Consider the following 22,101-nt stretch of genomic DNA (forward strand, 5'->3'; position numbering starts at 1 on the left):
ATGTAGAGATTTTGCCGCTAGCCAGACAGGGGAGCTACTTTTTCAACAGAATCGGTCGATTGCAGTCCTTCGCGACAGGCAAAAAACGGCCCAGAGTGTGTAAAAACGCCTCCGCGAACCCTTGCTATGATTTCTGAGGATTTCATCGCAGGGATCGCCCATGAAGCGCTTTAGGCGGATCCGCCCGCAACGTCTTACGGTCAGCGGCGTTTTGCAGATGACAATCCTTACACACGGCTTGTAGCGTCGCGCTCTGATGCGCCTGTAGCGTGTAGGCGAGAGCGGAGTTGTCTACAGGTAATGTGAAAGGTTGGTCGCTCCACCAATCGAAACCACGAAATGCGTTGCGAAACTCAGACGTCGTCATAAACTGCATCGCCTGACGGGCTATCGATTGGAATTCGGGATTCACATGATCCACTTCGGTAGAGGGAAGAACGCCACAACGCTCACAGATCGGAAATGCAAGCCTTCGAGCGGATAAAAAGGGCGCTGATGCCAGGCGCAGTGCAGATTGAATCCAGTCGTTTTGATCCCTTGGATCTAAGCACTGAGACCAAGACACCTTATGCCATCTACTTGGATCAAACAGACCATAAAAGTCATAGCCGCCACCAGGTCGATACAGCATGCGGAATTGGCTCGGCCGCAGATCGTGGACAGAGCAGTAGTAGTGTTTTTCGGCGATAAGGTCTGAGATCAAGTCGTCTTGAAAGACCTCCTCAAGCTCCCGCTCTTTCAGTCGTAACCGGATACAGGCTCGTAACTGAGCCTTGGTCATCCCTGCAAAAAAAGCTGCGCCTCGTGGCATGCTCTTGTCTCCTTACCATGATGGCCCACTGTACTTTGACGCACTTGTGACGGCTTAGTAAAGACCGTTTCCGGTTAGCTGCTTGCGGTCTCGATATGTCGGGCGGTAGCGGAAACGCAAGTGTGTTGGCGCGGTCGAGCCAGAGCCAGTATTGTGACGCCCATCTCATTGTCATTTTTTGGATTGCTCTCGATACCGATTTCACGGGGTTTCGAGCAGCGAAGTCCAGTGTTCGTTTTTAGGGGAATCTAATGGAAGCTCTGGGGCAGCAACTTCGGCCGGTCGCCACGCGGATCAGTCAGTACTTCCGCGACTTTTTAGACTCGGATTTCAAGCGTCAACAAGCTCCGCGCCGCCGAATCGTGCTGACCACCGACACCGGATTCAGATCGGGGATGCGTACCTCGCCCTACCCCTCCTTGGATCGCGACCTATGGAATCTATTGGGGCGTCCATCTAGCGAGGACCTGTCACTGACGATCGACCCACGGCGTTATACGCGTCCGATCAGTGATGTGCTTCGCAAAGTGATCCACGAGCAAGTAAACGCCATCCCTGCTTCATCCCTACAAACTGTACATACTTCGGTGGAGGAACTAGCCGCAGAGTCCTACGCAAAAGCGATAGAAGACCCGGAGTTGTGGGTGGAGTCAGTCCAAAACCACTTGGGCAGCAAAGTCGCCGAGCACATCATCAAGCCCCTGATTGCTCACCTGGATGGTCCACTGCGCAATCAGGCGTACTGGGTAATGGACTCATTATTCGCCGCGGAGAAGGACCTCGTTGATCGTGTCTGCGGTGACCTATCCCGAGTCCTCCCAGAGCTGCTGGCCAAGCTGCTCGCCACCCAGGACTCAGCCCCGCTCAAGGAGGCGATCCCACAGTTCCTGACTCTTGAAGGAACTCGTCAGGCGCTGATGGTGTTCTTTGAAGGGTTTGTGGCGGCTGACGCCTACCACGAATTCCGCGATCTTGAGACCTATGTTGCCACCAGCGACGGGATGCAGCTCTACCTATACATCGGTGCAGTGAAGTACGGTGGAAACCAATACCCACTCTTCTTTCTTCCCATTGAGGTACAGAGGGAGGAAAAGGGGGCCGGCTTTAAGTTAAAGCTGCTTAACCAGCTTTATACCAACCGCAAGGCTATCGACTTTATTCTGCAGGAGCTGGCTGCTGGGCTTGAACGCGCATGGGTTTCTCCGATCCCCGAACGAATCCATTACATCAAACCCGAGCAGTCCATATACGAAGAGGCCCGCGTCCTGTTCCAGCGCGTAGCCAATGCCTTGGACCTCGGTGGCAAGATCAGCCTCTCCTCCTCTGCTACCGATACCTCGACAATTGCGGTTGGGCTGTCCAGCTCTCTGTCCCTGGCTGCGTATGAACGTTCGGACGAGGCATTGCTCAACGACTACGAAGAGATCCTCGAAGCACTTAAGCATGGCGGATCGGCCGTGGTTGAACTGTTCGAGGGCATCGTTGGTGGTGTACTGCGCGAGAACCCCAAGTCCATCGCTGCTGCTGTGGAGACCACCTGGGATGCGCTTCCGATGGTGGATCGAATGGTCTTCGACTCACCGATCCCCCTGAACGAAGAGCAACGCAAAGTATTGATTGCCGTGCGACAGCCTGAAGGAAAGATCGTTGTTGTCTCCGGCCCTCCAGGTACCGGCAAGAGCCATACGATCACAGCAATCGCCGCCGATTGCGCCTTTAATCAGCGCTCCTGTCTGGTGTTATCGGATAAGACCGAAGCGCTGGATGTGGTCTACGACAAACTGTCGGAAGCCATGTCACGCGTACGCCACGATCGTGATTTCCCGAATCCGATACTGCGGCTCGGCCAGCAAGCCCATAACTTCCGCAAACTGACCTCGAATCAGGCTGTGACCCAGATCGGGGCCTACGCCAAGGCAATGAAGGCGAATCAGCCCCGGCTCGAAGAGGAGCGAAAAAGTCGGTCGGAGAACCTGAAGGAACAGATCAAGCTGACTGTGGCGACATTAGGCGCCATCGAAATGACCAGCGTACAAGCAATGCTCAAAGACGAAACCGAGCTCGCTGAGCTTGCCCCGTCAGTACTGGAAGTGTTGAAACGCGCAAGTGGAGCCGGTCTGATTTCAGAGCTCGAGAGCATCACCGAGCACCTAACGGGGGTGGAACAGTATCTTCTTGAGGTCTTCTCGGAGGGAGACTTTAACCCACAAAGCCTTTGGAACAGAACGCGAAGGGATGCATTACTGGCAGCCTTCACTCAGGAACATTCTGACGCCCCATGGGATCTGTTCGAGTCGATGTCGTCCTCCCAACTGCGCACGCTTGGCGGACTTCTAGTCAGCTATGGTCAACTGAAGATGCCTCTGTTCGGTTACCTGTTCCGTGGCGCACAGGTGCGCGAAGTTGAACGTCAGCTTAATGCCCTACCCGTCAGCAGCCCCTTGCAGCTCAAGCAACGGCAAGCAATGTTATCCAACCTCGTTGAGGCGGCAAATAAGCTCCGATTGAAGCTTCAGAGCGAAGATCTAGAAGACGAATTCGAGGGTTGTTATCGGCTGCTTACCCGAGGAAAAACGCCAAAACTCAACGCAGGCAATGCGGCAAAAGCCATGGCCATTCTGCGTCGTGTCGATACCAAAATAGTGGATGTACTGCTTGAGCAACCAAAGGATGATGCCCGTCTCTGGCCCCTGTCCGTTCGGTTCCTGCACGGCTGGCTGCGCACTCGGGAGGCCTTCGCATCGGCGCCCCAGTATGATTATGCCGGCACCAAGACCCAGCTCGAGCGCCTCAACACCTCGGTCATGAACGCACACGTAGACACTCGCCTACTGAGTTTCATGGAGAATTACCGCTCAGACGCACGGGCGCTAGCTGGCGTAATCGCTAACCGACAAAAATTTCCAGAAGACAAGTTCACGCACGTACGCGAGAGCTTCCCGGTCATCATCGCCAGTATTCGCGAGTTTGGTGAATACATGCCATTGGCCCCTGACATGTTCGACGTGGTGGTCATCGACGAGGCCTCACAGGTCTCAGTCGCCCAAGCATTACCGGCGCTACTACGCGCGAAGAAGGTCGTCGTGCTGGGCGATGACAAACAATTTTCAAACGTGAAATCGGCGAATGCCAGCATTGAGCAGAATGATAAGTACCGCAATGAGCTGAAAAACTATTTCACGACCCACGTCAGCGGCGCAGCCGACGCCCTACAGCGGCTGTCCATGTTCGACGTTAAACGTTCCATTCTGGAATTCTGCAATCACGCGGCCTCATACTCAGTCATGCTGCGCAAGCACTTCCGCTCTTACCAGGAGCTAATCGGATACTCCTCGGGCACGTTTTATGGGCACCAATTGCAGGCCATCAAAATCCGCGGCATCCCGGTCGACGAAGTCATCCGATTCGACATAGTCGATACGACAGACAAGAGAGTGACACGAGGTACCAATGAAGCGGAGGCGGAGTTCATTCTTGACCGCCTTCTTGAGCTGATCGAGGAGGAATCGCCACCGACCGTAGGCATTATCTCGCCCTTTCGTGAACAGCAGACCCTACTGTCGAAGAAGCTGTTTAATCACCCCCGCGGGGCAGACTTCGAACGTCTGTTGCGGTTGAAGGTTATGACCTTCGACAGCTGCCAGGGAGAGGAACGGCACATCATTTTCTACTCGATGGTAGCGACGGCTGATGAGGATGCGCTCAACTATATCTTCCCGGTTGAACTGAGTGACGCAGAACAGGCAGTGGAGCAAAAACTCAAGGTACAGCGTCTTAACGTCGGCTTTAGCCGCGCTCAGGAAATGATTTGGTTTGTTCACTCCAAGCCACTCAATGAGTTTCGCGGCGCCATCGGACAAGCGCTTAACCACTATGCGAACATTCTTGAGAACGCCAATAGAATACCTTCTGCCGAACACACCGATCAGTCCAGCCCTATGGAAGCCAAGGTTCTGGAGTGGTTTCGCCAGACCAAGTTCTATCAGTCCAATATCGACGCCATCGATGTCTTTGCTCAGTTCGAGATCGGAACTTATCTCAAGCAACTTGACCCGACCTACGAGCATCCAAAATGGCGCGTTGACTTTCTGGTGACGTACCAGTCGAGCAAGGGCCCCATCCAGATCGTGATCGAGTACGACGGCTTCGATTACCATTTTGCCAAGGGCAAACACGTTCACGTGGGCAATCACGAACGCTACCTGAATGAGGCCGACGTGGAACGCCAGCTAACGCTGGAGAGCTACGGTTATCGGTTCCTACGCATCAATCGTTTCAACTTGGGTGACGACCCTGTCGCTACTATTTCAGATCGTCTTTACCAGTTAGTGGAAATTGCCGTGGGTGAGCAGATTTCAGAAGCGGTCAACCATATTCAGTCTCAGGCTCAAGGCCTGGCAAACAAAGAGCTCAAACCGTGCTCGAAATGCGGCCAAATTAGGGAAAAGACGGATTATTACGATCCGGCACTAGGCGGCGGTGCTGGCGGTTTCGGCCGCGTGTGCATGATCTGCAAGGGCAGCAAGGCCAGTTCCCAGACTGGGAAAACAACACAAACCGGTTTTCGCAAAAGCCGTCGCTGGGGATAACGTCTACAGGGCGGCCACAAACGGCTGCCCTGCATTTACGTTGATCGCTGGATGTTCCTTCTGATCGATAGAAATAGGTCGATTGCAACCCTTCTCAGCAGGCAGCAATCGGCCGATTCTGTTGAGAAAGTCGGTCTTGGTTTCTATGGCCAAAAAGTAAGCGTTTGAGATTGAAATATTGAATTGTCGCGAAGACATTCGGACTCGGATTTCACATAGCAGCGTACTAAAAAGGTGCGTTCACCGATCAGTCTCTGGCAATTTGAGAAAACCGACTTTTTCAACAGAAACGTGTCTGAGACCACCGATATCGTTAGCGCAGTTGGTAGTGCAATCTCGGCACTTGCGGCCGGCGTAGCTGCGGCCGGCGTCTGGTACGCACGACACTAGCTAAAGACCAGTCGTGAGATCGCGCAGCTGCAATTCGAAGACGCCTTGGGGAAGGAATATCGCGAATTGGCCGGTGAACTGTCGAAGAAAGCTTTAATGGGCGAGTGCTTAAACGACGACGAATATGAAGAGGCCTTCGACGAACTGTATCGATATGTTGATCTGATCAACGAGCAAGTTTCGCTCCGAGCACGTGGACGCATTGTTTCGGATGTATGGCAAAGTTGGTTGGAGGAAATTGAAGCGAACTTGAATCTACTGGTATTCGCGCAGGCGTGGACCGAGATCAAGAGTAGATCCAAGGGTTTGGAGGAGCTTCGCCGCCTTGAGCGAGAAAAGTTAAAGAGCGACCCAAAGTATTGGCGGTAAGCTCTGAACCGGGCATTTGAGTTACATCGGTACGACCGCCAGGCCGCTACAACATCTCGCCGTCATACCACGCGCCTACTCCGCCTTCCCCCGCACAATCCTTCTCGCCTTCATAACCCGCCAGCTAATTTGTGCCGTTCAATGGAGAACCCTGCGACTCTCTCCAGTCCTGATCCGATCAAGCGCCCGGTTTAACGCGTCCAAGGCATCGAGGAGAGCTTTCGCCTCGGCTTCCCGGCCATCCCCCCATAGGCGTTCAGCCATTTTGTTCAGAGCTTGGATAGAACGCTCAATTTCAGCAGCAGTCACTGCTGCTTTACTGTCCGTCAGCTTCTTCTTCATTGAGTAACCGTTTGCAGGGCATTGCTTGTATTTCAGGATCTAGCGCGAATACGCCCGCCAGAACGCATGGCTATTCAGCCTTCCGGACAATCCTTCCCGCCTTCACCTCATCTGTGTAAGCAGTCAGCCGATCAGCTTGCTCATGCAGCTTTTCGATCGTCTCCATTGCCTCCAGAAGCTCTGTATCCCCGCGCTGTTTTGCAAGCCTGAACATTTCCAGGGCAGCTTCTTCGAGGGAATATGCAGCGGCTTTCAAGTCGCGGCGTAACTCTTGATTGGGTTTGTTAAGTGCCATGACAACCTCCTGCCAATCCCTTCCGCGATCATTGGCAGTGGTCAGCCTTCGCCGGCGGGACTACCTGGCCTGCACCGATTTCTTTAATCCAGCCATCTAACCGATTCTCACCTTGCTGGAAGATTGTGATCATCCTTCGAAGCGCCTCAGCGTCTGGTCCATTACCTGCGTGGCTTAGCCGCTCGGCAATCCGAACTAACTCCACGGCCGACCACTTCAGATCAGAGGCGACACCCTGCAGATCGCGCTTCAGGTCCTGCACTGGTTTGTTGAGCCCCATCATCACCCCTTACAAGTCCCCACAACACTAATCCGATATTCAGCTGCGAAATTGCACTCTACTTGATCACCCGCTTGCATTCGACCTGACCAGTCATTTGCATTCGTTCTGACCACCGATTGCATCGGATTTGACCAGCACGCTTTGTAACCATGATCGGCAGAGAACGGCCAGAAGGTCAGTAGCTCAAAACACTTAAAAACCACTGGTTGCTAAAGTAATCAGGATCCGAAAATAGCTCACTCGGTCGAAGGTACGGATGCTTTGCTGCCCAAGCGGATTAGTTCATTGGAGAAACACAGGCCGACGATGATCAGTGCCGCTCCCGCGTACAGGCTTTCGCGCGGTACTTCATTGAGCGCCACAAACGCCAGCAGGGCGGCGAACAGCGGCTCGGTCAGTTCCAGCGCCTGCACTTGGGATGGCTTGAGATACTCGATGGCCTTGGTGGTGCAGAAGAAGCCCAGGATTGTCGGCAGCGCGGCCAGCGCCAGCAGCGCGGCGATCGCCAGCGGCGACAGCTCGCCGATCACGAAATCATCGGCCGCGGCCGGCATCAGCAGGTACAGGCTGCCAAAGAACAACAATTGTCGGGTGAAGTGCAGTCCCCCCGACACGCCCATCCGCTTCATGGCAACCGAAAACGCCCCATAGCCGCAGCCGGCCATGGAGGCTAGCGCAGCACCTTGCAGGGTAAAGCCCTGCTGCAGGTCGGCGCCGAAGATCACCGCGATCCCGGCGATAGCCAGTGCGGCGCCCACGGTCGCGTTCGCGGTGATGGCATCTTTGAGAAAAATGCGCCCCAGAATGATCGAGGAAATTGAGGCACTGGCCATCAGCACCACCACCACACCTGCCGCAGCGTAGTGTCGATAGGCGGACGTTTCGAAATGGAACAGCACAAAGATGCCAAGGAATGCGCAGATAGCCGCCTGAGTCCATTTGGTCGACGCCGCCGGGCGCTTGAGGACAAATAATAAGATCGAGAGCAGCACGCATCCCAGTACGGTCTTGATGACAGCGACACTGCTAGCGGTGAAACCATTACTCATGAGTACTTTGCTGAGTACACCGATCGTAGCGTTCAGTGCCGCAGCGGAGAGTGCAAATATGACGCCTTTGCTGAAAGTAGATTGCATTGATGACGATCCCTGTCGCTGAATTGTCGTTCGATAGAATGCCGCCCTACATCGACGGCGCAAAGTTTGAGGATACGAAGATCCCATCGACCCCAGTATTTATTGTGGCATAAGCTGGATCGTCCAGTAGGATGCCATTCGCCTTCTTGTCGCCGCCAAGGGAGAAGTCAGAGGGCCTGGCCCTTGGCTATGCAATTTGAGTTGACGAACATTGCAGTGTGCTGCAAAGACTGACGTATATCCGGTTTGGATATTCCATGCATATTGGCAAATTGCTCGACCGCCGCTGTATCAAAACGAGTGGTCTGGATAAAGTCCAAGGCTTCGGGTTTTGTATTCAAAAACCGCGCGACGGGAGGAATACTCAGTAGCAACTTCAACAATCGGAGTGAAATGTAATGCTTGGGAGACTTTAAGCCCAAAGGTTGTGCCACCTGTACCAGGAGTTCTCGCAAGTTCGGTGTTTGGTCATCAAGCGCCAGCAGTTCCTGGCCCACCATGGCAGGATCAAAAGCACAAACCGCCACCAGCTCAACCAGGTAATCCACGGTGACCAGTGGCAGCCAGTGCTCGGCGGTACCGGGCACTGCAGTCAGCTTTCTCTGCACAAGGTTTCGTATCAGCTCCACCAGCGGCTGACCGTCAAGGATATGCCCAGTGCGGCTGTGGCCACAAACCGTCGCGGGGTGGACAACGGTAATCTCCCCGCCCTTGGTGGACATGACCTCCAGGGTCGCAAAATGCGCCTCCAGCTTGCTCCCCTCGTAACCACCGACATGTCGGTAGACGGCAGGCCAATTCGTCAGCTCCGGATAACGAGGATCAATTCCGATGCGTTGCAGATGTTCATGATTTTTCAGCATGTAGCCGCCGATCATCACTAGCCGGCTTTTTTGCTCAGCCGCCAACAGCGCCACGCGCTTTGCCCCTTCCACATTTACCGCACGAGAATGCTCCACTGAAAGCCCCCATGCGAAGTGGGCGCCCAGGTGGAATACGACGCTGGCGTGCCTTAGTACTTCTCGGTCAGCAAGACTCAGCCCGAGGTTGTCCCGTTCCAGATCGCCAGCTACGGCAAATACCCGGGTTGCACACCCTCCCAAATTGTCGACTTGCTCACGCAGTGCAGCTAGTCGCTCCGGGCGACGCATCAACACCCGAATGGTGTGACCTTTTGCACTCAGGTTCGCCACCAAATGTTGACCGATGAAACCGGTACCCCCCGTGACAAAGCACTCCACGCTCATTTCCCTGTTCCTTGTTTAAGGTGAGGAACCAAGCGTAAACTATCAACCCAACTCTATGGTCAAGCGGTGTTTTCATGAAAATCGGCGAACTCGAGGCCCGCAGCGGTGCCAGCCGCCATACGCTACGTTACTACGAACAAATCGGCCTGATCTCACCACAGCGGCGAACTAACAACTATCGCGATTACACAGCGCAAACTCTGCAGGATCTGGACTTTATCCAGCGCGCGCAAAGCATGGGGTTTTCCCTGGGGGAAATAGGCGAGATTCTGGATGCGCAACGGAACAAGCTGATCGATTGTGCTGACGGCGCCAAGCTAATTGAAAAGAAGATGGCGGAAATCAAACAGAAAATCGCCAACCTCCAAAGTATTTATCGGTATCTGGATGAAGAGCGTGCAAACCTCGAAGCCAGTGCTGCCAAACAACTTGAGCTTCAGCAGTTGAACAACTCTTCCAACTGAACGGTCAGCATCTAGAGAGCGGAAGCTGCAGCCTGCTTCAAGTTTCAAGTTTCAAGTTTCAAGTTTCAAGTTTCAAGTCCCCTTATGCATTTTCTAAAGCCTTCTGGCCAGGCCCTGGACAGCAAACGTCCGCCCAACAGACCTTGCGTGGTTAAACGGGCGCCCATCTATGCGGCAGCAACTCGGTAATCTGTATCCGTCCGGCGGTGTCCTCTAGCCCGCCCTGAAAAGCTATGGTATCCGTCCTTTGGGCGAGTCGGCGAAACAGAGTGACTCGTCTTCTCACCTGCTACACCGGAGCACGCTAAACCTAGGTCAGATTCAACCCGCCGTCTGAGAGGAGTATCTCGCCGGTTAAGTAGTCCGACTCGACCAGCATTACAACAGCTTTTGCGATGTCGTCTGGGCTAGCGGCCCTGCGCATAGGTGCACGAGTTCGCCACAACTCTTGAGCACCTGTCCACTCTGCGGTCAGAGGCGTGTCGACCAAGCCAGGCGCCACAGCGTTTACGCGAATTTCTGGCCCCAGCGATACCGCGAGCAAGCGGGTCATGTGATTAAGCGCAGCTTTGCTTACCGCATAGGGAATCGATGCACCCTTAGGACGGATACCGGCATGCGAACTGATGTTTACGACGCAACCTGCTCGACGGTCACGGGCGGCATCGCGTAATGCCGACTCGGCCAATGCGACTAGGTGGAACGGCGCCACGACATTAACCTCGTTAAGTTCGTGCCACACCGTCGAGTTGGCCGAGGCAAGGTCGCAGTGCGGAATGACTCTGCTAATACCGGCGTTATTGACCAATACGTCGAGCTGCCCCCACGCGGCGATCGCCTCGTTAATAAGCCTGACCCTGTCAGCTTCGAAAGCAAGATCAGCTTGCACGTAAATAGCCTGCTTCATTTCGGCAACCATTGCGCGTCCCGCATCCGCAGAATTTCGCGAATGGAGCACCACCGCATAGCCTGCACGGCTTAGTACACGTGCAATGGCTGCGCCGATACCGGAAGTGGATCCTGTAACCAACGCGACGCGTAATACGTTATCGATTGTCGGATTGGGTTTCATATGGATATCTCGAATTGGTTGCTAAAAAGCCATCACCGTAGCACCAAGCGGGCAACGTCGGCGTCTGGCGGTCACGATAGGCAGGTATCCATTTTCAAATCAGGTTGGCGCTTATTCTGCGGCGCAAAGCTACGCTTTTCATTGAGACGTCCGGCTGTACGTATTCTTGGACGACTTGGGCTTTAAAAGGTTTGGGGCAAGAAGTTCTCTGACGCATGGAAATCCTGGCGATAATGGCGAAGGTGTCCACGTACTTTTAAGTGAAAAACACCGCCTTTGTCACAGCTATCGGCTAGGTTTATGCGTCCGACACCACGCCTTGCGTGATGAAACCGGTTGCCACTTATGCGGCAACAATTGATCGACTTCACTCACCCGCTGCGTCGGCAGGCGCGTGAGCACGCCCTTTAAATACGCATACGGTTCATGGATGTTAAGCCGTGCCGACTGGTTCAAACTGATAATCGCAGCCGCACCTTTGCCGCTACGTAAGGAGCCCGGGAATAGCCAGTTTGAAAGCCCAAAAAGCCCATGGCCGGATTTGATTTCCCCATCAGTGAATTGCTCCGGATTTGCTAGACACATAATGTCTGCTTTGGGTTGATTCTGTTGAAAAAGTCGGATTTTCAGCTGGCCTGAACTAAGGCACGACCACCATCGGAGAACCTACTCACCACATCGAGTGGTTTCTCGGCTCTTCGTTGACCTTTGCTGCTCTGTTATTGGGTTAATTTGAGGTTTTTTGCTTCGTGCAGGCGCACCTATCCCGTGGCAGGTGGCCCTTGAGATGTAAATTTGGCCAGCCGTCGCAGGTTCTGCACCGCAGCGGCCAGCGTGAATTCATCAGTCGCGCCACTCATGCCACGTAGTCGCAGGCGATCCAATTTCAGGATGCGCTTGAGGTGGGCAAACAACATTTCGACCTTCTTACGTTCGTGGCGAGAGCGCACGTACCCAGGTGTCGCTGCGATTCGCCGAGCCACATCGCGCGCGGCTTCATGGACGCTGCGGGCGATCTTGCGGCACGCAGTGTTCGGGCAGCACTTGGCTTTCATCAGACAGGCAACGCAGTCGGTCTGCCGGGATCGGAAGATAATGGTGTTGGCTTTGGTGACGTGTGAACGCTCATTTTTGAAGGCTCGCCATTCGCTGCGCAATGGGTTTCCGGCCGGGCAGCGGTATTCCTCAGCCTCTTCATTCCAGTGGAAATCGTTGCTCGAAAAACTGTTGTTCTTGCGCTCGGTTTTGTCCCACACCGGCACATGCGGCTCGATGTCTTTTTCCTCCACCATCCAGGCCAGCATCGGCGCGGTGCCGTAAGCGGTGTCGCCAATAAGGCGCTCCGGCTTGATGTCGAACTGCGCTTCGACCCGTTCGATCATCGTCTTGGTGCTCTCGACTTCTGCGGTTCGATGAGCCGGTGTGGGTTCCACGTCCATGATCACGCCGTGCTCGGTATCGATCAGATAATTCGTGGAATAAGCGTAGAACGCTGGGCCACCTGGAGCTGCGGTCCAGCGGGCTTGAGGATCAGTCAGCGATAGGCGCTTCGGTAGCGTTTCGGCCAGAGCCTCTTCATCGAGTGCCTCAAGATACTCACGCACGGCGCGGGTGCTCAGGGCCGGATCGTTCCAGTTGACCGGTTCATCACCCGGTACACCGCGCTGCCGGCTGGCATCCGCTTTGATGATGCTGGCGTCCACGGCAAAGCCTTCGCCCTTGACCAGGCCGGCGTCCATGCAACGACGCAGCACTTCGTTGAACAGCCAGCGAAACAAATCGCTGTCCCGAAAACGGCCGTGCCTATTTTTGGAAAAGGTCGAGTGATTGGGGACTTCATCTTCAAGGCTTAACCGGCAGAACCAGCGATACGCCAGGTTCAAATGGGCTTCTTCGCACAGCCGACGCTCTGAGCGAATGCCGTAGCAATAGCCCACGATCAGCATGCGGATCATCAACTCAGGGTCAATCGACGGACGCCCAATTGGGCTGTAAAAATCGGCGAGGTAATGGCGCAAGTCGCTCAGATCGAGACACCGATCAATGCTACGCAGAAGGTGATTGGCGGGGATGTGGTCTTCAAGGTTGAACGAGTAAAACAGCCGTTCCTGCCCACTCGATAACTGTCCCATCATGCTGCGTGCTTCCCTGCTGGCCAATGCAGAGATTTTGCCGCAGGCCAGACAGGGGAGCTACTTTTTCAACAGAATCGGCCGATTTCTGCCTGTCGCCACAGTCAACTTTAGGTCGCCCTCTACCGGTCAAAAATTAGGAGCGTGAGCAAGCGCAATTCAGGTGAATGTTGAATGCAAACAGCTAGATAGAACTAGGTAATTAGCCACCAGTCTCAGCCAGCGTGAGATGAGCTAGGCTTCCGGCAACATTTCTCAAGGATGACCGTCATGCTAGATAGCTCAGACTGCAAGATCGCGACGGCTGACGCTCTGACATTGCTACTCCACAATCAACACGCCCTAGGTGCAGCAATAGAAGAAATAACCAAGTGGCTTTTAGAAAATGGGGTTGGCAGTGTTGCCGCTAATGCGATATCGGCCATGGAAACGCTGGACACAAATGCTCAAGCCATCACAGATTCCATAATGAGGATACGCCAGTCTTAGGATCACTCAGTGCAGTCTAAGGCTGCCCTCTGATCTGAATCGGTCCCTGATTTTATAGGCACATTTGACCGATAGTGGAACGAGTAGCGACGGCCTAGCACGACCGTCACAATGAATGGTCAGACTTCCGTCTGCTCCGCCATTTCCAAGGCATCATCGACCTCGACTCCCAGGTACCTAACAGTGCTTTCAAGCTTCGTATGACCTAGTAAGAGTTGGACGGACCTCAGGTTCTTTGCCCTGCGATAGATCAAAGAAGCCTTGGTTCTCCGAAGCGTGTGAGTACCGTACATGGTTGGATCAAGGCCAATGGCTGCCACCCAATCTTTGACTATTCGAGCGTATTGTCTGGTGGAAAGATGGTCTGAGGCGTGCAACCAGCTCGGGCACAAGAAATCCTCGCCGCGAAGGCACTTTTGAGCAGGAAATCAGCGCAGGGGCAATCGTGCCGTTCCCCGCCTATGACCCTGCCCTGCGTACCCGTTATGCCTTCAGCCACCTGAAAGAGCGCTCACTGCCACCCGCGGTAGAGATTTAGAGCCAGTCTCTTACGGGCTCTGCTTGGAGATATGTGGCGGATACGTGGAGGTTCATACCCGAAGAGGAAAACGTTCCTCCCTATTAACGATGCAATCGTGCACGCCTCGCACCCGATGCTCTTGAACACCCCGCGTTGGAGCACTCTACGTTAATTCCCCTCCCTCTCGACCAGCGGATAATCGAAATCCTCAGTGGGGCAAAAAGTGGGGCAAAAATCAGCTCCGCGCAAAAACAATAAATCATAAAAAAATCCAGTCACCGCTAAGTGACTGGATTTCTTTAAGAATAAATGGTCGGGACGGAGTGATTCGAACACTCGACCCCTAGCACCCCATGCTAGTGCGCTACCGGACTGCGCTACGCCCCGACTAGGCGTTAAACTCATCCCTCACCTCGAGGAACGCTCAAGAATATATCGCAAGCTTTTGAAAACTGAAAGTATTTAAAAGCGAAAATTTATTTCTTGAGTACCACCAGAACATCTTCGAGCTCGGCGATCATCTGGCGGATCATTTGCTTGTATTGGGTGGTGTCGTCTTTGGCTTCATCACCGGACAAACGCAGGCGCGCACCGCCGATGGTGAACCCCTGATCATAAAGAAGCGCCCGGATCTGCCGGATCATCAGCACGTCCTGGCGCTGATAATACCGGCGGTTTCCGCGGCGTTTGACAGGGTTGAGTTGAGGAAACTCCTGCTCCCAGTAGCGCAGCACGTGCGGTTTTACCGCACACAGCTCGCTGACTTCACCAATGGTGAAGTAGCGTTTGCCCGGGATGACGGGGAGCTCGTCGTTATGACTTGGTTCCAGCATAAGCCTCAACTCGGGCCTTCAACTTCTGCCCTGGACGAAAGGTGACCACACGGCGAGCCGTGATCGGGATTTCTTCCCCCGTTTTCGGATTGCGGCCAGGCCGCTGGCGTTTGTCCCGAAGGTCGAAATTGCCGAAACCGGACAATTTGACTTGTTCGTTGTCTTCAAGAGCGTGCCTGATTTCTTCAAAAAACAGTTCGACCAATTCCTTGGCCTCCCGTTTGTTCAGGCCCAGCTCTTCATACAGACGTTCCGCCATCTCAGCTTTCGTCAGAGCCCCCATACGTCACTTCCTTAACGTGGCGTTCAACCTTTGTTCGAGCGAGGTGAGGATGTTTTGCGTTGCAGTATTCACCTCATCGTCATTAAGAGTGCGCGATGGATGCTGCCAGGTCAAGCCGACTGCGAGGCTTTTTCTATCAGGATCAATGCCTTTACCCTGATACACGTCAAATAGCCTGAGGTCTGTCAGCCATTCGCCTGCATTTTCACGGATTACGTCCAGTACAGCCGTGGCTGCAACGTCTTTATGCGCAATCAGTGCAAGGTCACGACGCACTTCAGGAAAGCGCGATAACTCGTGGAATTTAGGCATTTTGCCCGACGCCACTTCCGCCAGAACCAGCTCGAAGACGAACACCGGACGGTCGAGACCGAGAGTTTTCGACAATTCAGGGTGGATCGCGCCAATGAAGCCGACCAGACGACCGTCACGTTCGATGCGCGCGGTTTGACCCGGGTGCAGCGCTGGGTGCTTGCCGGGCACGAAAGTGAACGCATCCAGGGCACCGGCGAAGCCCAGCACCGCTTCCACGTCAGCCTTGACGTCGAAGAAGTCGACGGTATCGCGACCCTGCGCCCAGCCTTCCGGCAGACGGCTACCGCAAACAACACCCGCCAACATCGGTTCTTGCTTCAGACCTTCAAGCTGGCCAACGAAACGCAGGCCGCTTTCGAACAGACGCACGCGATCCTGCTGACGGTTCAGGTTGTGCTGAAGCGCCTTGACCAGACCCGGCCACAGCGACGAACGCATGGCGGCCATGTCATTGGAGATCGGATTGGCCAGCAGCAACGGCTCCACACCCGGATTAAACAGCTCGAACTGTTTCGGATCGATGAAGCTGTAGGTAATAGCTTCCTGATATCCACGGGCAACCAGCAGGCGGCGCAGTTCAGGCAGGTCGCTACGGGCTTCTGCCTTGGCTTGCGGCGCCAGACGCGCTTGCGGGTAACGAACCGGCAAACGGTTGTAGCCGTACAGGCGTGCCAGCTCTTCGATCAGGTCGACTTCCAGGCTGATATCGAAGCGATGGCTCGGCACTTCTACACGCCACTGCCCTGCCCCGTCGGCAGTAATGGTCAGGCCCAGGGCATTAAGCAGACGCTCCACTTCAGCCGAGTCCATTTCCATACCCAGCATCTGGGTAATGCGCTGGGCGCGCAGGGTGATCGGAGCAATTTTCGGCAGGTGCTGTTCGCTGACGGTCTCGATGATCGGACCCGCTTCACCACCGGTGATTTCCAGCAGCAAGCCAGTTGCGCGCTCCATGGCTTCGCGGGCCAGCTGCCAGTCCACACCACGCTCATAGCGATGGGATGCATCGGTGTGCAGGCCATAGGAACGGGCCTTGCCCGCTACGGCGATCTGGTCGAAGAAGGCGCTTTCCAGGAACACATCACGGGTGGTCGCGGAAACACCGCTGTGCTCGCCACCCATGACGCCGGCGATTGCCAGTGCGCGGGAGTGGTCGGCAATTACCAGCGTATCGCTACGCAGGGTAACTTCCTGACCGTCGAGCAGCACCAGCTTCTCGCCCTCTTCGGCCATGCGCACACGGATGCCACCGTTGATTTCGGCGAGATCGAAGGCGTGCAGCGGCTGACCCAGTTCGAGCATCACGTAGTTGGTGATGTCGACGGCAGCATCGATGCTGCGCACATCAGCACGACGCAAGCGCTCAACCATCCACAGCGGCGTAGGCCTGGACAGGTCGACGTTACGAATCACACGACCGAGGTAGCGCGGGCACGCGGCGGGCGCCAGCACTTCTACCGAGCGCACTTCGTCGTGGGCGGCAGGAACCGAAGCCACCACCGGACGGACCACAGGAGCGGCGTACAGGGCACCGACTTCACGGGCCAGACCGGCCAGGGACAGGCAGTCGCCGCGGTTCGGGGTCAGATCGACCTCGATGCTGGCGTCTTCCAGGTCCAGATAAACGCGGAAATCCTTGCCTACCGGCGCATCGGCCGGCAGTTCCATCAGGCCGTCATTACCTTCACCGACCTGCAGCTCGGATTGCGAGCACAGCATGCCGTTGGACTCAACGCCACGCAGCTTGGCCTTCTTGATCTTGAAGTCGCCTGGCAGCTCGGCACCGATCATGGCGAAAGGAATCTTCAGGCCCGGGCGCACGTTTGGCGCACCGCAAACAACCTGGAAGGTTTCCGAACCGTTGCTGACCTGGCACACGCGCAGTTTGTCGGCATCCGGGTGCTGCTCGGTGCTCAGCACCTCGCCAACGACCACGCCACTGAAAACACCGGCGGCCGGCGTAACGCTATCGACCTCAAGACCGGCCATCGACAGACGGGCAACCAGCTCGTCGCGACTTACCTGCGGGCTAACCCAGCCACGCAGCCATTGTTCACTGAATTTCATCCTGCTCTCCTAAGAATTCGTTACGACTAGCGAAATTGCGCGAGGAACCGCAAGTCGTTGTCGAAGAACAGACGCAAGTCGTTCACGCCGTAACGCAGCATGGCCAGACGCTCTACGCCCATGCCGAAGGCAAAGCCCGAGAACTCTTCCGGGTCGATCCCGGACATGCGCAGCACGTTCGGGTGAACCATGCCGCAGCCCATCACTTCCAGCCAGCCGGTCTGCTTGCAGACGCGGCAGCCTTTACCGCTGCACATCACGCATTCCATGTCGACTTCAGCGGATGGCTCGGTGAACGGGAAGTAAGAAGGACGGAAACGCACCGCCAGTTCCTTTTCGAAGAACACCCGCAGGAACTCTTCGATGGTGCCTTTGAGGTCGGCGAAATTGATGTCGCGATCGATCAGCAGGCCTTCGACCTGGTGGAACATCGGCGAGTGGGTGATATCGGAGTCGCTGCGGTATACACGGCCTGGGCAGACGATGCGGATCGGCGGCTGTTTCGACTCCATGGTGCGGACCTGTACCGGCGAGGTATGGGTGCGCAACAGCATGTTCGCATTGAAATAGAAGGTGTCATGCATCGACCGGGCCGGGTGGTGGCCTGGGATGTTGAGCGCTTCGAAGTTGTGATAGTCGTCTTCGACCTCAGGGCCTTCGGCGATGCCATAGCCAATGCGGGTGAAGAACTGTTCGACGCGTTCCAGAGTACGGGTAACCGGATGCAGACCACCGGAGGTCTGACCACGGCCAGGCAGGGTCACGTCAATGGACTCGGCGGAGAGTTTGGCAGCCAGATCGGCTTCTTCAAACAATGCCTTGCGCGCATTAAGGACCTCTGTGACACGCTCCTTGGCAACGTTGATCAGCGCACCGACCTGCGGACGCTCTTCTGCCGGCAAATTCCCCAGGGTCTTCATCACCTGAGTCAATTCACCCTTCTTGCCAAGGTAGTGAACCCGGATTTGCTCCAGGGCATTGATATCTTCAGCGCTTTGCACAGCCTCTAGAGCTTGAGAGACGAGCGCATCCAGGTTTTCCATGTACAGACTCCAGATACAAAATAGGGGAAGAGCTTGAAGGCTCTTCCCCTATTTATGACGTTTAACACCTGGCCCCACAGATGCGAGGCCGGGTGACTGTCGGGGGTACTTAAGCCAAGGTGGCTTTAGCTTTCTCGACAATCGCAGCAAACGCCGCTTTTTCGTTCACTGCCAGATCAGCCAGAACCTTACGGTCGATCTCGATGGACGCTTTTTTCAGGCCGGCGATGAAACGGCTGTAGGACAGACCGTTGATACGAGCACCAGCGTTGATACGAGCGATCCACAGAGCGCGGAACTGACGTTTTTTCTGACGACGGTCACGGTAGGCGTATTGGCCTGCCTTGATTACCGCTTGCTTGGCAACACGGAATACGCGGGAGCGTGCGCCGTAGTAGCCTTTAGCAAGTTTCAGAATTTTTTTGTGACGCTTACGGGCAATGACGCCACGCTTTACACGAGCCATGAGTTACTTCCTCTATTCTTGACTAAAATTAACGAAGGCGCAGCATGCGCTCGACTTTTGCCACGTCAGACGGATGCAGCAAGCTGCTACCGCGCAGTTGACGCTTACGCTTGGTCGACATTTTAGTCAGGATGTGGCTCTTGAAAGCGTGCTTGTGCTTGATACCGTTAGCAGTTTTCAGAAACCGCTTAGCAGCACCACTTTTGGTCTTCATTTTTGGCATGTTCGGATACTCCGCATTCAGTTGATAAACATAATCAGAAGGCCTGCCGTGCCCTGTTGATTACTTCTTCTTTTTCGGGGCGATGACCATGATCAGCTGGCGTCCTTCCATCTTAGGATGCTGTTCGACCGAACCGTACTCGAGCAAGTCACCTTCAACTCGCTTGAGGAGTTCCATCCCCAGCTCCTGGTGGGCCATCTCACGGCCGCGGAATCGCAAGGATACCTTGGCCCTGTCCCCATCACTCAGGAAACGTACCAGGTTGCGCAGTTTTACCTGGTAATCCCCTTCCTCCGTCCCTGGACGAAACTTGATTTCTTTAACCTGAATCTGCTTCTGGTTTTTCTTGGCCGCGGCAACCTGTTTCTTCTTCTCGAAGATCGATTTGCCGTAGTCCATCAGTTTGCAAACAGGGGGTACTGCATCGGCGGAAATCTCCACCAGATCCAGCTTGGCCTCTTCAGCCTTAAGAAGCGCGTCTTCAATTGACACAATCCCAAGCTGTTCACCTTCAGCCCCAATTAACCGAACCTCGCGTGCCGAGATATTCTCGTTGATCGGGGCTTTCGGTGCAGCTCGTTTATCTTGTCTCATTTCACGCTTAATAATAATTACTCCGAATCTGGGCGACCACGCCGGGAAACCGCTTGCGCGAGAAACTCAGCGAACTGGGCGACGGGCATCGAGCCCAGGTCAGCACCTTCACGAGTACGCACAGCGACAGTCTGCATCTCGACTTCCCGATCTCCGATAACCAAGAGATAAGGAACCTTGAGCAAAGTATGCTCGCGGATTTTAAAGCCGATCTTTTCATTTCTCAAGTCAGACTTGGCACGAAATCCGCTTTCGTTGAGGGTTTTTTCAACTTCAGCGGCAAAATCGGCCTGTTTATCAGTGATATTCATCACCACTGCCTGGGTCGGCGCCAGCCACGCAGGGAATGCACCCTCGTAGTGCTCGATCAGGATTCCGACGAAACGTTCGAAGGACCCCAGGATCGCCCGGTGCAACATGACCGGGTGCTTGCGGCTGTTGTCTTCGGAGACGTATTCGGCTCCCAGACGGACAGGCAGGTTAAAATCGAGCTGCAGGGTACCACATTGCCAGACCCGACCAAGGCAATCTTTCAGCGAGAACTCGATCTTCGGACCGTAGAACGCACCCTCGCCCGGCTGCAGATCGTACGGCAGGCCCGCGCTATCAAGGGCTGCGGCCAGTGCAGCTTCGGCGCGATCCCAAAGCTCGTCGGAACCAACGCGTTTTTCCGGACGAGTGGACAGCTTCATCTCGACATCTTTAAAGCCGAAATCGGCGTAGACGTCCATGGTCAGCTTGATGAACGCAGCGGACTCGGCCTGCATCTGCTCTTCGGTGCAGAAGATGTGGGCGTCGTCCTGAGTGAACGCGCGCACACGCATGATGCCGTGCAAGGCACCTGATGGCTCGTTACGGTGGCATGCACCGAATTCGGCCAGGCGCATCGGCAACTCGCGGTAGCTTTTCAGGCCCTGGTTGAACACCTGCACGTGGCAAGGGCAGTTCATTGGCTTGATCGCGTAGTCGCGGTTTTCCGACTGGGTGGTGAACATGTTGTCGGCGTAGTTGGCCCAGTGCCCGGATTTCTCCCACAGGCTGCGGTCAACGACTTGCGGTGTCTTGATTTCCAGGTAGCCGTTGTCGCGCTGAACCTTGCGCATGTACTGCTCGAGCACCTGGTACAAAGTCCAGCCGTTCGGGTGCCAGAACACCATGCCCGGCGACTCTTCCTGGGTGTGGAACAGGCCCAGGCGCTTGCCGATCTTGCGGTGGTCGCGCTTTTCGGCTTCTTCAATGCGCTGGATGTAAGCCGCCAGTTGCTTCTTGTCCGCCCATGCGGTGCCGTAGACGCGCTGCAATTGCTCGTTCTTGGCATCGCCGCGCCAGTAGGCGCCGGACAGCTTGGTCAGCTTGAAGGATTTCAGGAAGCGGGTGTTCGGCACGTGCGGACCGCGGCACATGTCGACGTATTCTTCGTGATAGTACAGGCCCATGGCCTGCTCGTTCGGCATGTCTTCGACCAGGCGCAACTTGTAGTCTTCGCCACGGGCCTTGAACACTTCGATCACTTCGGCGCGCGGAGTGACTTTCTTGATCACGTCGTAATCTTTCTCGATCAGCTGCTGCATGCGCTGTTCGATGGCCGCCAGGTCGTCCGGAGTGAAAGGACGCTCGAAGGCGATGTCGTAATAGAAACCCTCATCGATGACCGGACCGATGACCATCTTGGCGGTCGGGTACAGCTGCTTGACCGCGTGGCCAACCAGGTGGGCGCAAGAGTGGCGAATGATCTCCAGCCCCTCTTCATCCTTTGGCGTGATGATTTGCAGCGACGCGTCGCTGTCGATGATGTCACTGGCGTCGACCAGCTTGCCATCGACCTTGCCGGCAACGGTGGCCTTGGCCAGGCCTGCACCGATGGATGCGGCGACCTCGGCTACGGAAACCGGGTGATCGAATGAACGTTGACTGCCGTCGGGAAGAGTAATAGTTGGCATGGCGCCTCCTCTCCTAGTGGTGACCCCTACCAAAGGTCACGTGGGTTGGGATGAGCCAGTACAAGATCCGGTCCAGGCCATTCAATGACGAACGCCTGCCTTACAGCGGCAGGAGCCTTGCGGCCAACCGGAAAACCGAACCAGAGTGACTGGGATTCAAATCAGGGTTAATCGTGCATCTGCCGCCACCGGGACTGA

At 55.2% G+C, this 22,101-nt stretch carries 20 protein-coding genes, 1 tRNA gene and 2 pseudogenes; 4 read left to right on the plus strand and 19 right to left on the minus strand.

Annotated elements, in window-relative coordinates:
- Positions 1-142: 142 nt before the first annotated feature.
- Entirely contained in the window at positions 143-811 is a 669-nt protein-coding gene (locus AABM52_RS20185) for a hypothetical protein (protein ID WP_218497791.1), read from the minus strand.
- Positions 812-1,062: 251 nt separating this feature from the next.
- Between AABM52_RS20185 and AABM52_RS20190 the strand changes: the two genes are divergently transcribed.
- Positions 1,063-5,400, plus strand: a complete 4,338-nt coding sequence (locus tag AABM52_RS20190; protein WP_218497790.1) for an AAA domain-containing protein — start codon at positions 1,063-1,065, stop codon at positions 5,398-5,400.
- Positions 5,401-5,856: 456 nt separating this feature from the next.
- Positions 5,857-6,159: a hypothetical protein gene (locus tag AABM52_RS20195; protein ID WP_218497789.1), complete on the plus strand. Its 303-nt coding sequence runs from the start codon at positions 5,857-5,859 to the stop codon at positions 6,157-6,159.
- A 138-nt stretch (positions 6,160-6,297) separates the two neighbouring features.
- Here the strand turns inward: AABM52_RS20195 and AABM52_RS20200 are convergent, their stop codons facing one another.
- The 5 genes from AABM52_RS20200 to AABM52_RS20220 form a co-directional block, all read right to left on the minus strand.
- The gene (locus tag AABM52_RS20200) at positions 6,298-6,501 is read right to left on the minus strand and encodes a hypothetical protein (protein ID WP_218497788.1); all 204 of its coding nucleotides are present in this window, start codon (positions 6,499-6,501) and stop codon (positions 6,298-6,300) included.
- A 70-nt stretch (positions 6,502-6,571) separates the two neighbouring features.
- Positions 6,572-6,796 carry a hypothetical protein gene (locus tag AABM52_RS20205; protein WP_008019294.1) on the minus strand — a complete coding sequence of 75 codons (225 nt, stop codon included), beginning with the start codon at positions 6,794-6,796 and terminating at the stop codon, positions 6,572-6,574.
- 28 nt (positions 6,797-6,824) lie between these two features.
- A complete protein-coding gene (locus AABM52_RS20210) occupies positions 6,825-7,076 on the minus strand; it encodes a hypothetical protein (RefSeq protein WP_223510980.1) in 252 nt (83 codons plus the stop codon).
- A 239-nt stretch (positions 7,077-7,315) separates the two neighbouring features.
- Positions 7,316-8,215, minus strand: coding sequence for a DMT family transporter (locus AABM52_RS20215; protein WP_223510981.1), 900 nt, complete (start codon positions 8,213-8,215; stop codon positions 7,316-7,318).
- A gap of 167 nt (positions 8,216-8,382) precedes the next feature.
- Positions 8,383-9,462 (minus strand): SDR family oxidoreductase, encoded by a 1,080-nt coding sequence (locus AABM52_RS20220; protein ID WP_218497786.1) that lies wholly within the window; start codon positions 9,460-9,462, stop codon positions 8,383-8,385.
- Positions 9,463-9,536: 74 nt separating this feature from the next.
- Between AABM52_RS20220 and AABM52_RS20225 the strand changes: the two genes are divergently transcribed.
- Complete coding sequence (locus AABM52_RS20225; RefSeq protein WP_218497785.1) at positions 9,537-9,926, plus strand: MerR family transcriptional regulator; 390 nt, start codon at positions 9,537-9,539, stop codon at positions 9,924-9,926.
- Positions 9,927-10,236: 310 nt separating this feature from the next.
- Here AABM52_RS20225 and AABM52_RS20230 read toward each other — a convergent pair whose 3' ends face one another.
- The 3 genes and pseudogenes from AABM52_RS20230 to AABM52_RS20240 form a co-directional block, all read right to left on the minus strand.
- On the minus strand, positions 10,237-10,998 hold the full coding sequence (locus AABM52_RS20230) for an SDR family NAD(P)-dependent oxidoreductase (protein WP_110625626.1): 762 nt from the start codon (positions 10,996-10,998) through the stop codon (positions 10,237-10,239).
- 285 nt (positions 10,999-11,283) lie between these two features.
- A pseudogene (locus AABM52_RS20235) lies at positions 11,284-11,545 on the minus strand (transposase domain-containing protein); the annotation flags it as partial.
- A 214-nt stretch (positions 11,546-11,759) separates the two neighbouring features.
- The gene (locus AABM52_RS20240) at positions 11,760-13,133 is read right to left on the minus strand and encodes a transposase (RefSeq protein WP_218498467.1); all 1,374 of its coding nucleotides are present in this window, start codon (positions 13,131-13,133) and stop codon (positions 11,760-11,762) included.
- A 267-nt stretch (positions 13,134-13,400) separates the two neighbouring features.
- Here AABM52_RS20240 and AABM52_RS20245 point away from each other — a divergent pair, with 267 nt between their 5' ends.
- Positions 13,401-13,619 (plus strand): hypothetical protein, encoded by a 219-nt coding sequence (locus tag AABM52_RS20245; protein ID WP_223510931.1) that lies wholly within the window; start codon positions 13,401-13,403, stop codon positions 13,617-13,619.
- Between the two features lie 119 nt (positions 13,620-13,738).
- Here AABM52_RS20245 and AABM52_RS20250 read toward each other — a convergent pair.
- The 10 genes and pseudogenes from AABM52_RS20250 to thrS all read right to left on the minus strand — a co-directional run.
- Positions 13,739-14,029, minus strand: a pseudogene (locus AABM52_RS20250) (tyrosine-type recombinase/integrase); the annotation flags it as partial.
- Positions 14,030-14,449: 420 nt separating this feature from the next.
- Positions 14,450-14,526, minus strand: a tRNA-Pro gene (locus tag AABM52_RS20255).
- An 89-nt stretch (positions 14,527-14,615) separates the two neighbouring features.
- Positions 14,616-14,972 carry a MerR family transcriptional regulator gene (locus AABM52_RS20260; protein ID WP_003179985.1) on the minus strand — a complete coding sequence of 119 codons (357 nt, stop codon included), beginning with the start codon at positions 14,970-14,972 and terminating at the stop codon, positions 14,616-14,618.
- Positions 14,953-15,255, minus strand: a complete 303-nt coding sequence (gene ihfA / locus AABM52_RS20265; protein WP_002553164.1) for an integration host factor subunit alpha — start codon at positions 15,253-15,255, stop codon at positions 14,953-14,955. Before ihfA ends, AABM52_RS20260 begins: the two co-directional genes overlap by 20 nt.
- A gap of 3 nt (positions 15,256-15,258) precedes the next feature.
- Entirely contained in the window at positions 15,259-17,637 is a 2,379-nt protein-coding gene (gene pheT / locus AABM52_RS20270) for a phenylalanine--tRNA ligase subunit beta (protein ID WP_347907561.1), read from the minus strand.
- Positions 17,638-17,663: 26 nt separating this feature from the next.
- Entirely contained in the window at positions 17,664-18,680 is a 1,017-nt protein-coding gene (gene pheS / locus AABM52_RS20275; protein ID WP_007975711.1) for a phenylalanine--tRNA ligase subunit alpha, read from the minus strand.
- 109 nt (positions 18,681-18,789) lie between these two features.
- On the minus strand, positions 18,790-19,146 hold the full coding sequence (rplT, locus tag AABM52_RS20280) for a 50S ribosomal protein L20 (protein WP_007905879.1): 357 nt from the start codon (positions 19,144-19,146) through the stop codon (positions 18,790-18,792).
- A 28-nt stretch (positions 19,147-19,174) separates the two neighbouring features.
- Positions 19,175-19,369, minus strand: coding sequence for a 50S ribosomal protein L35 (rpmI, locus tag AABM52_RS20285; protein ID WP_002553160.1), 195 nt, complete (start codon positions 19,367-19,369; stop codon positions 19,175-19,177).
- A 60-nt stretch (positions 19,370-19,429) separates the two neighbouring features.
- Positions 19,430-19,981: a translation initiation factor IF-3 gene (gene infC / locus AABM52_RS20290; RefSeq protein ID WP_172668659.1), complete on the minus strand. Its 552-nt coding sequence runs from the start codon at positions 19,979-19,981 to the stop codon at positions 19,430-19,432.
- Entirely contained in the window at positions 19,981-21,903 is a 1,923-nt protein-coding gene (gene thrS / locus AABM52_RS20295; RefSeq protein WP_046041582.1) for a threonine--tRNA ligase, read from the minus strand. The genes infC and thrS overlap by 1 nt, the downstream gene beginning before the upstream one ends.
- Between the last annotated feature and the right edge of the window lie 198 nt (positions 21,904-22,101).

The organism is Pseudomonas grandcourensis (genome assembly GCF_039909015.1).
GTDB classification, from domain to species: Bacteria; Pseudomonadota; Gammaproteobacteria; order Pseudomonadales; family Pseudomonadaceae; genus Aquipseudomonas; species Aquipseudomonas grandcourensis.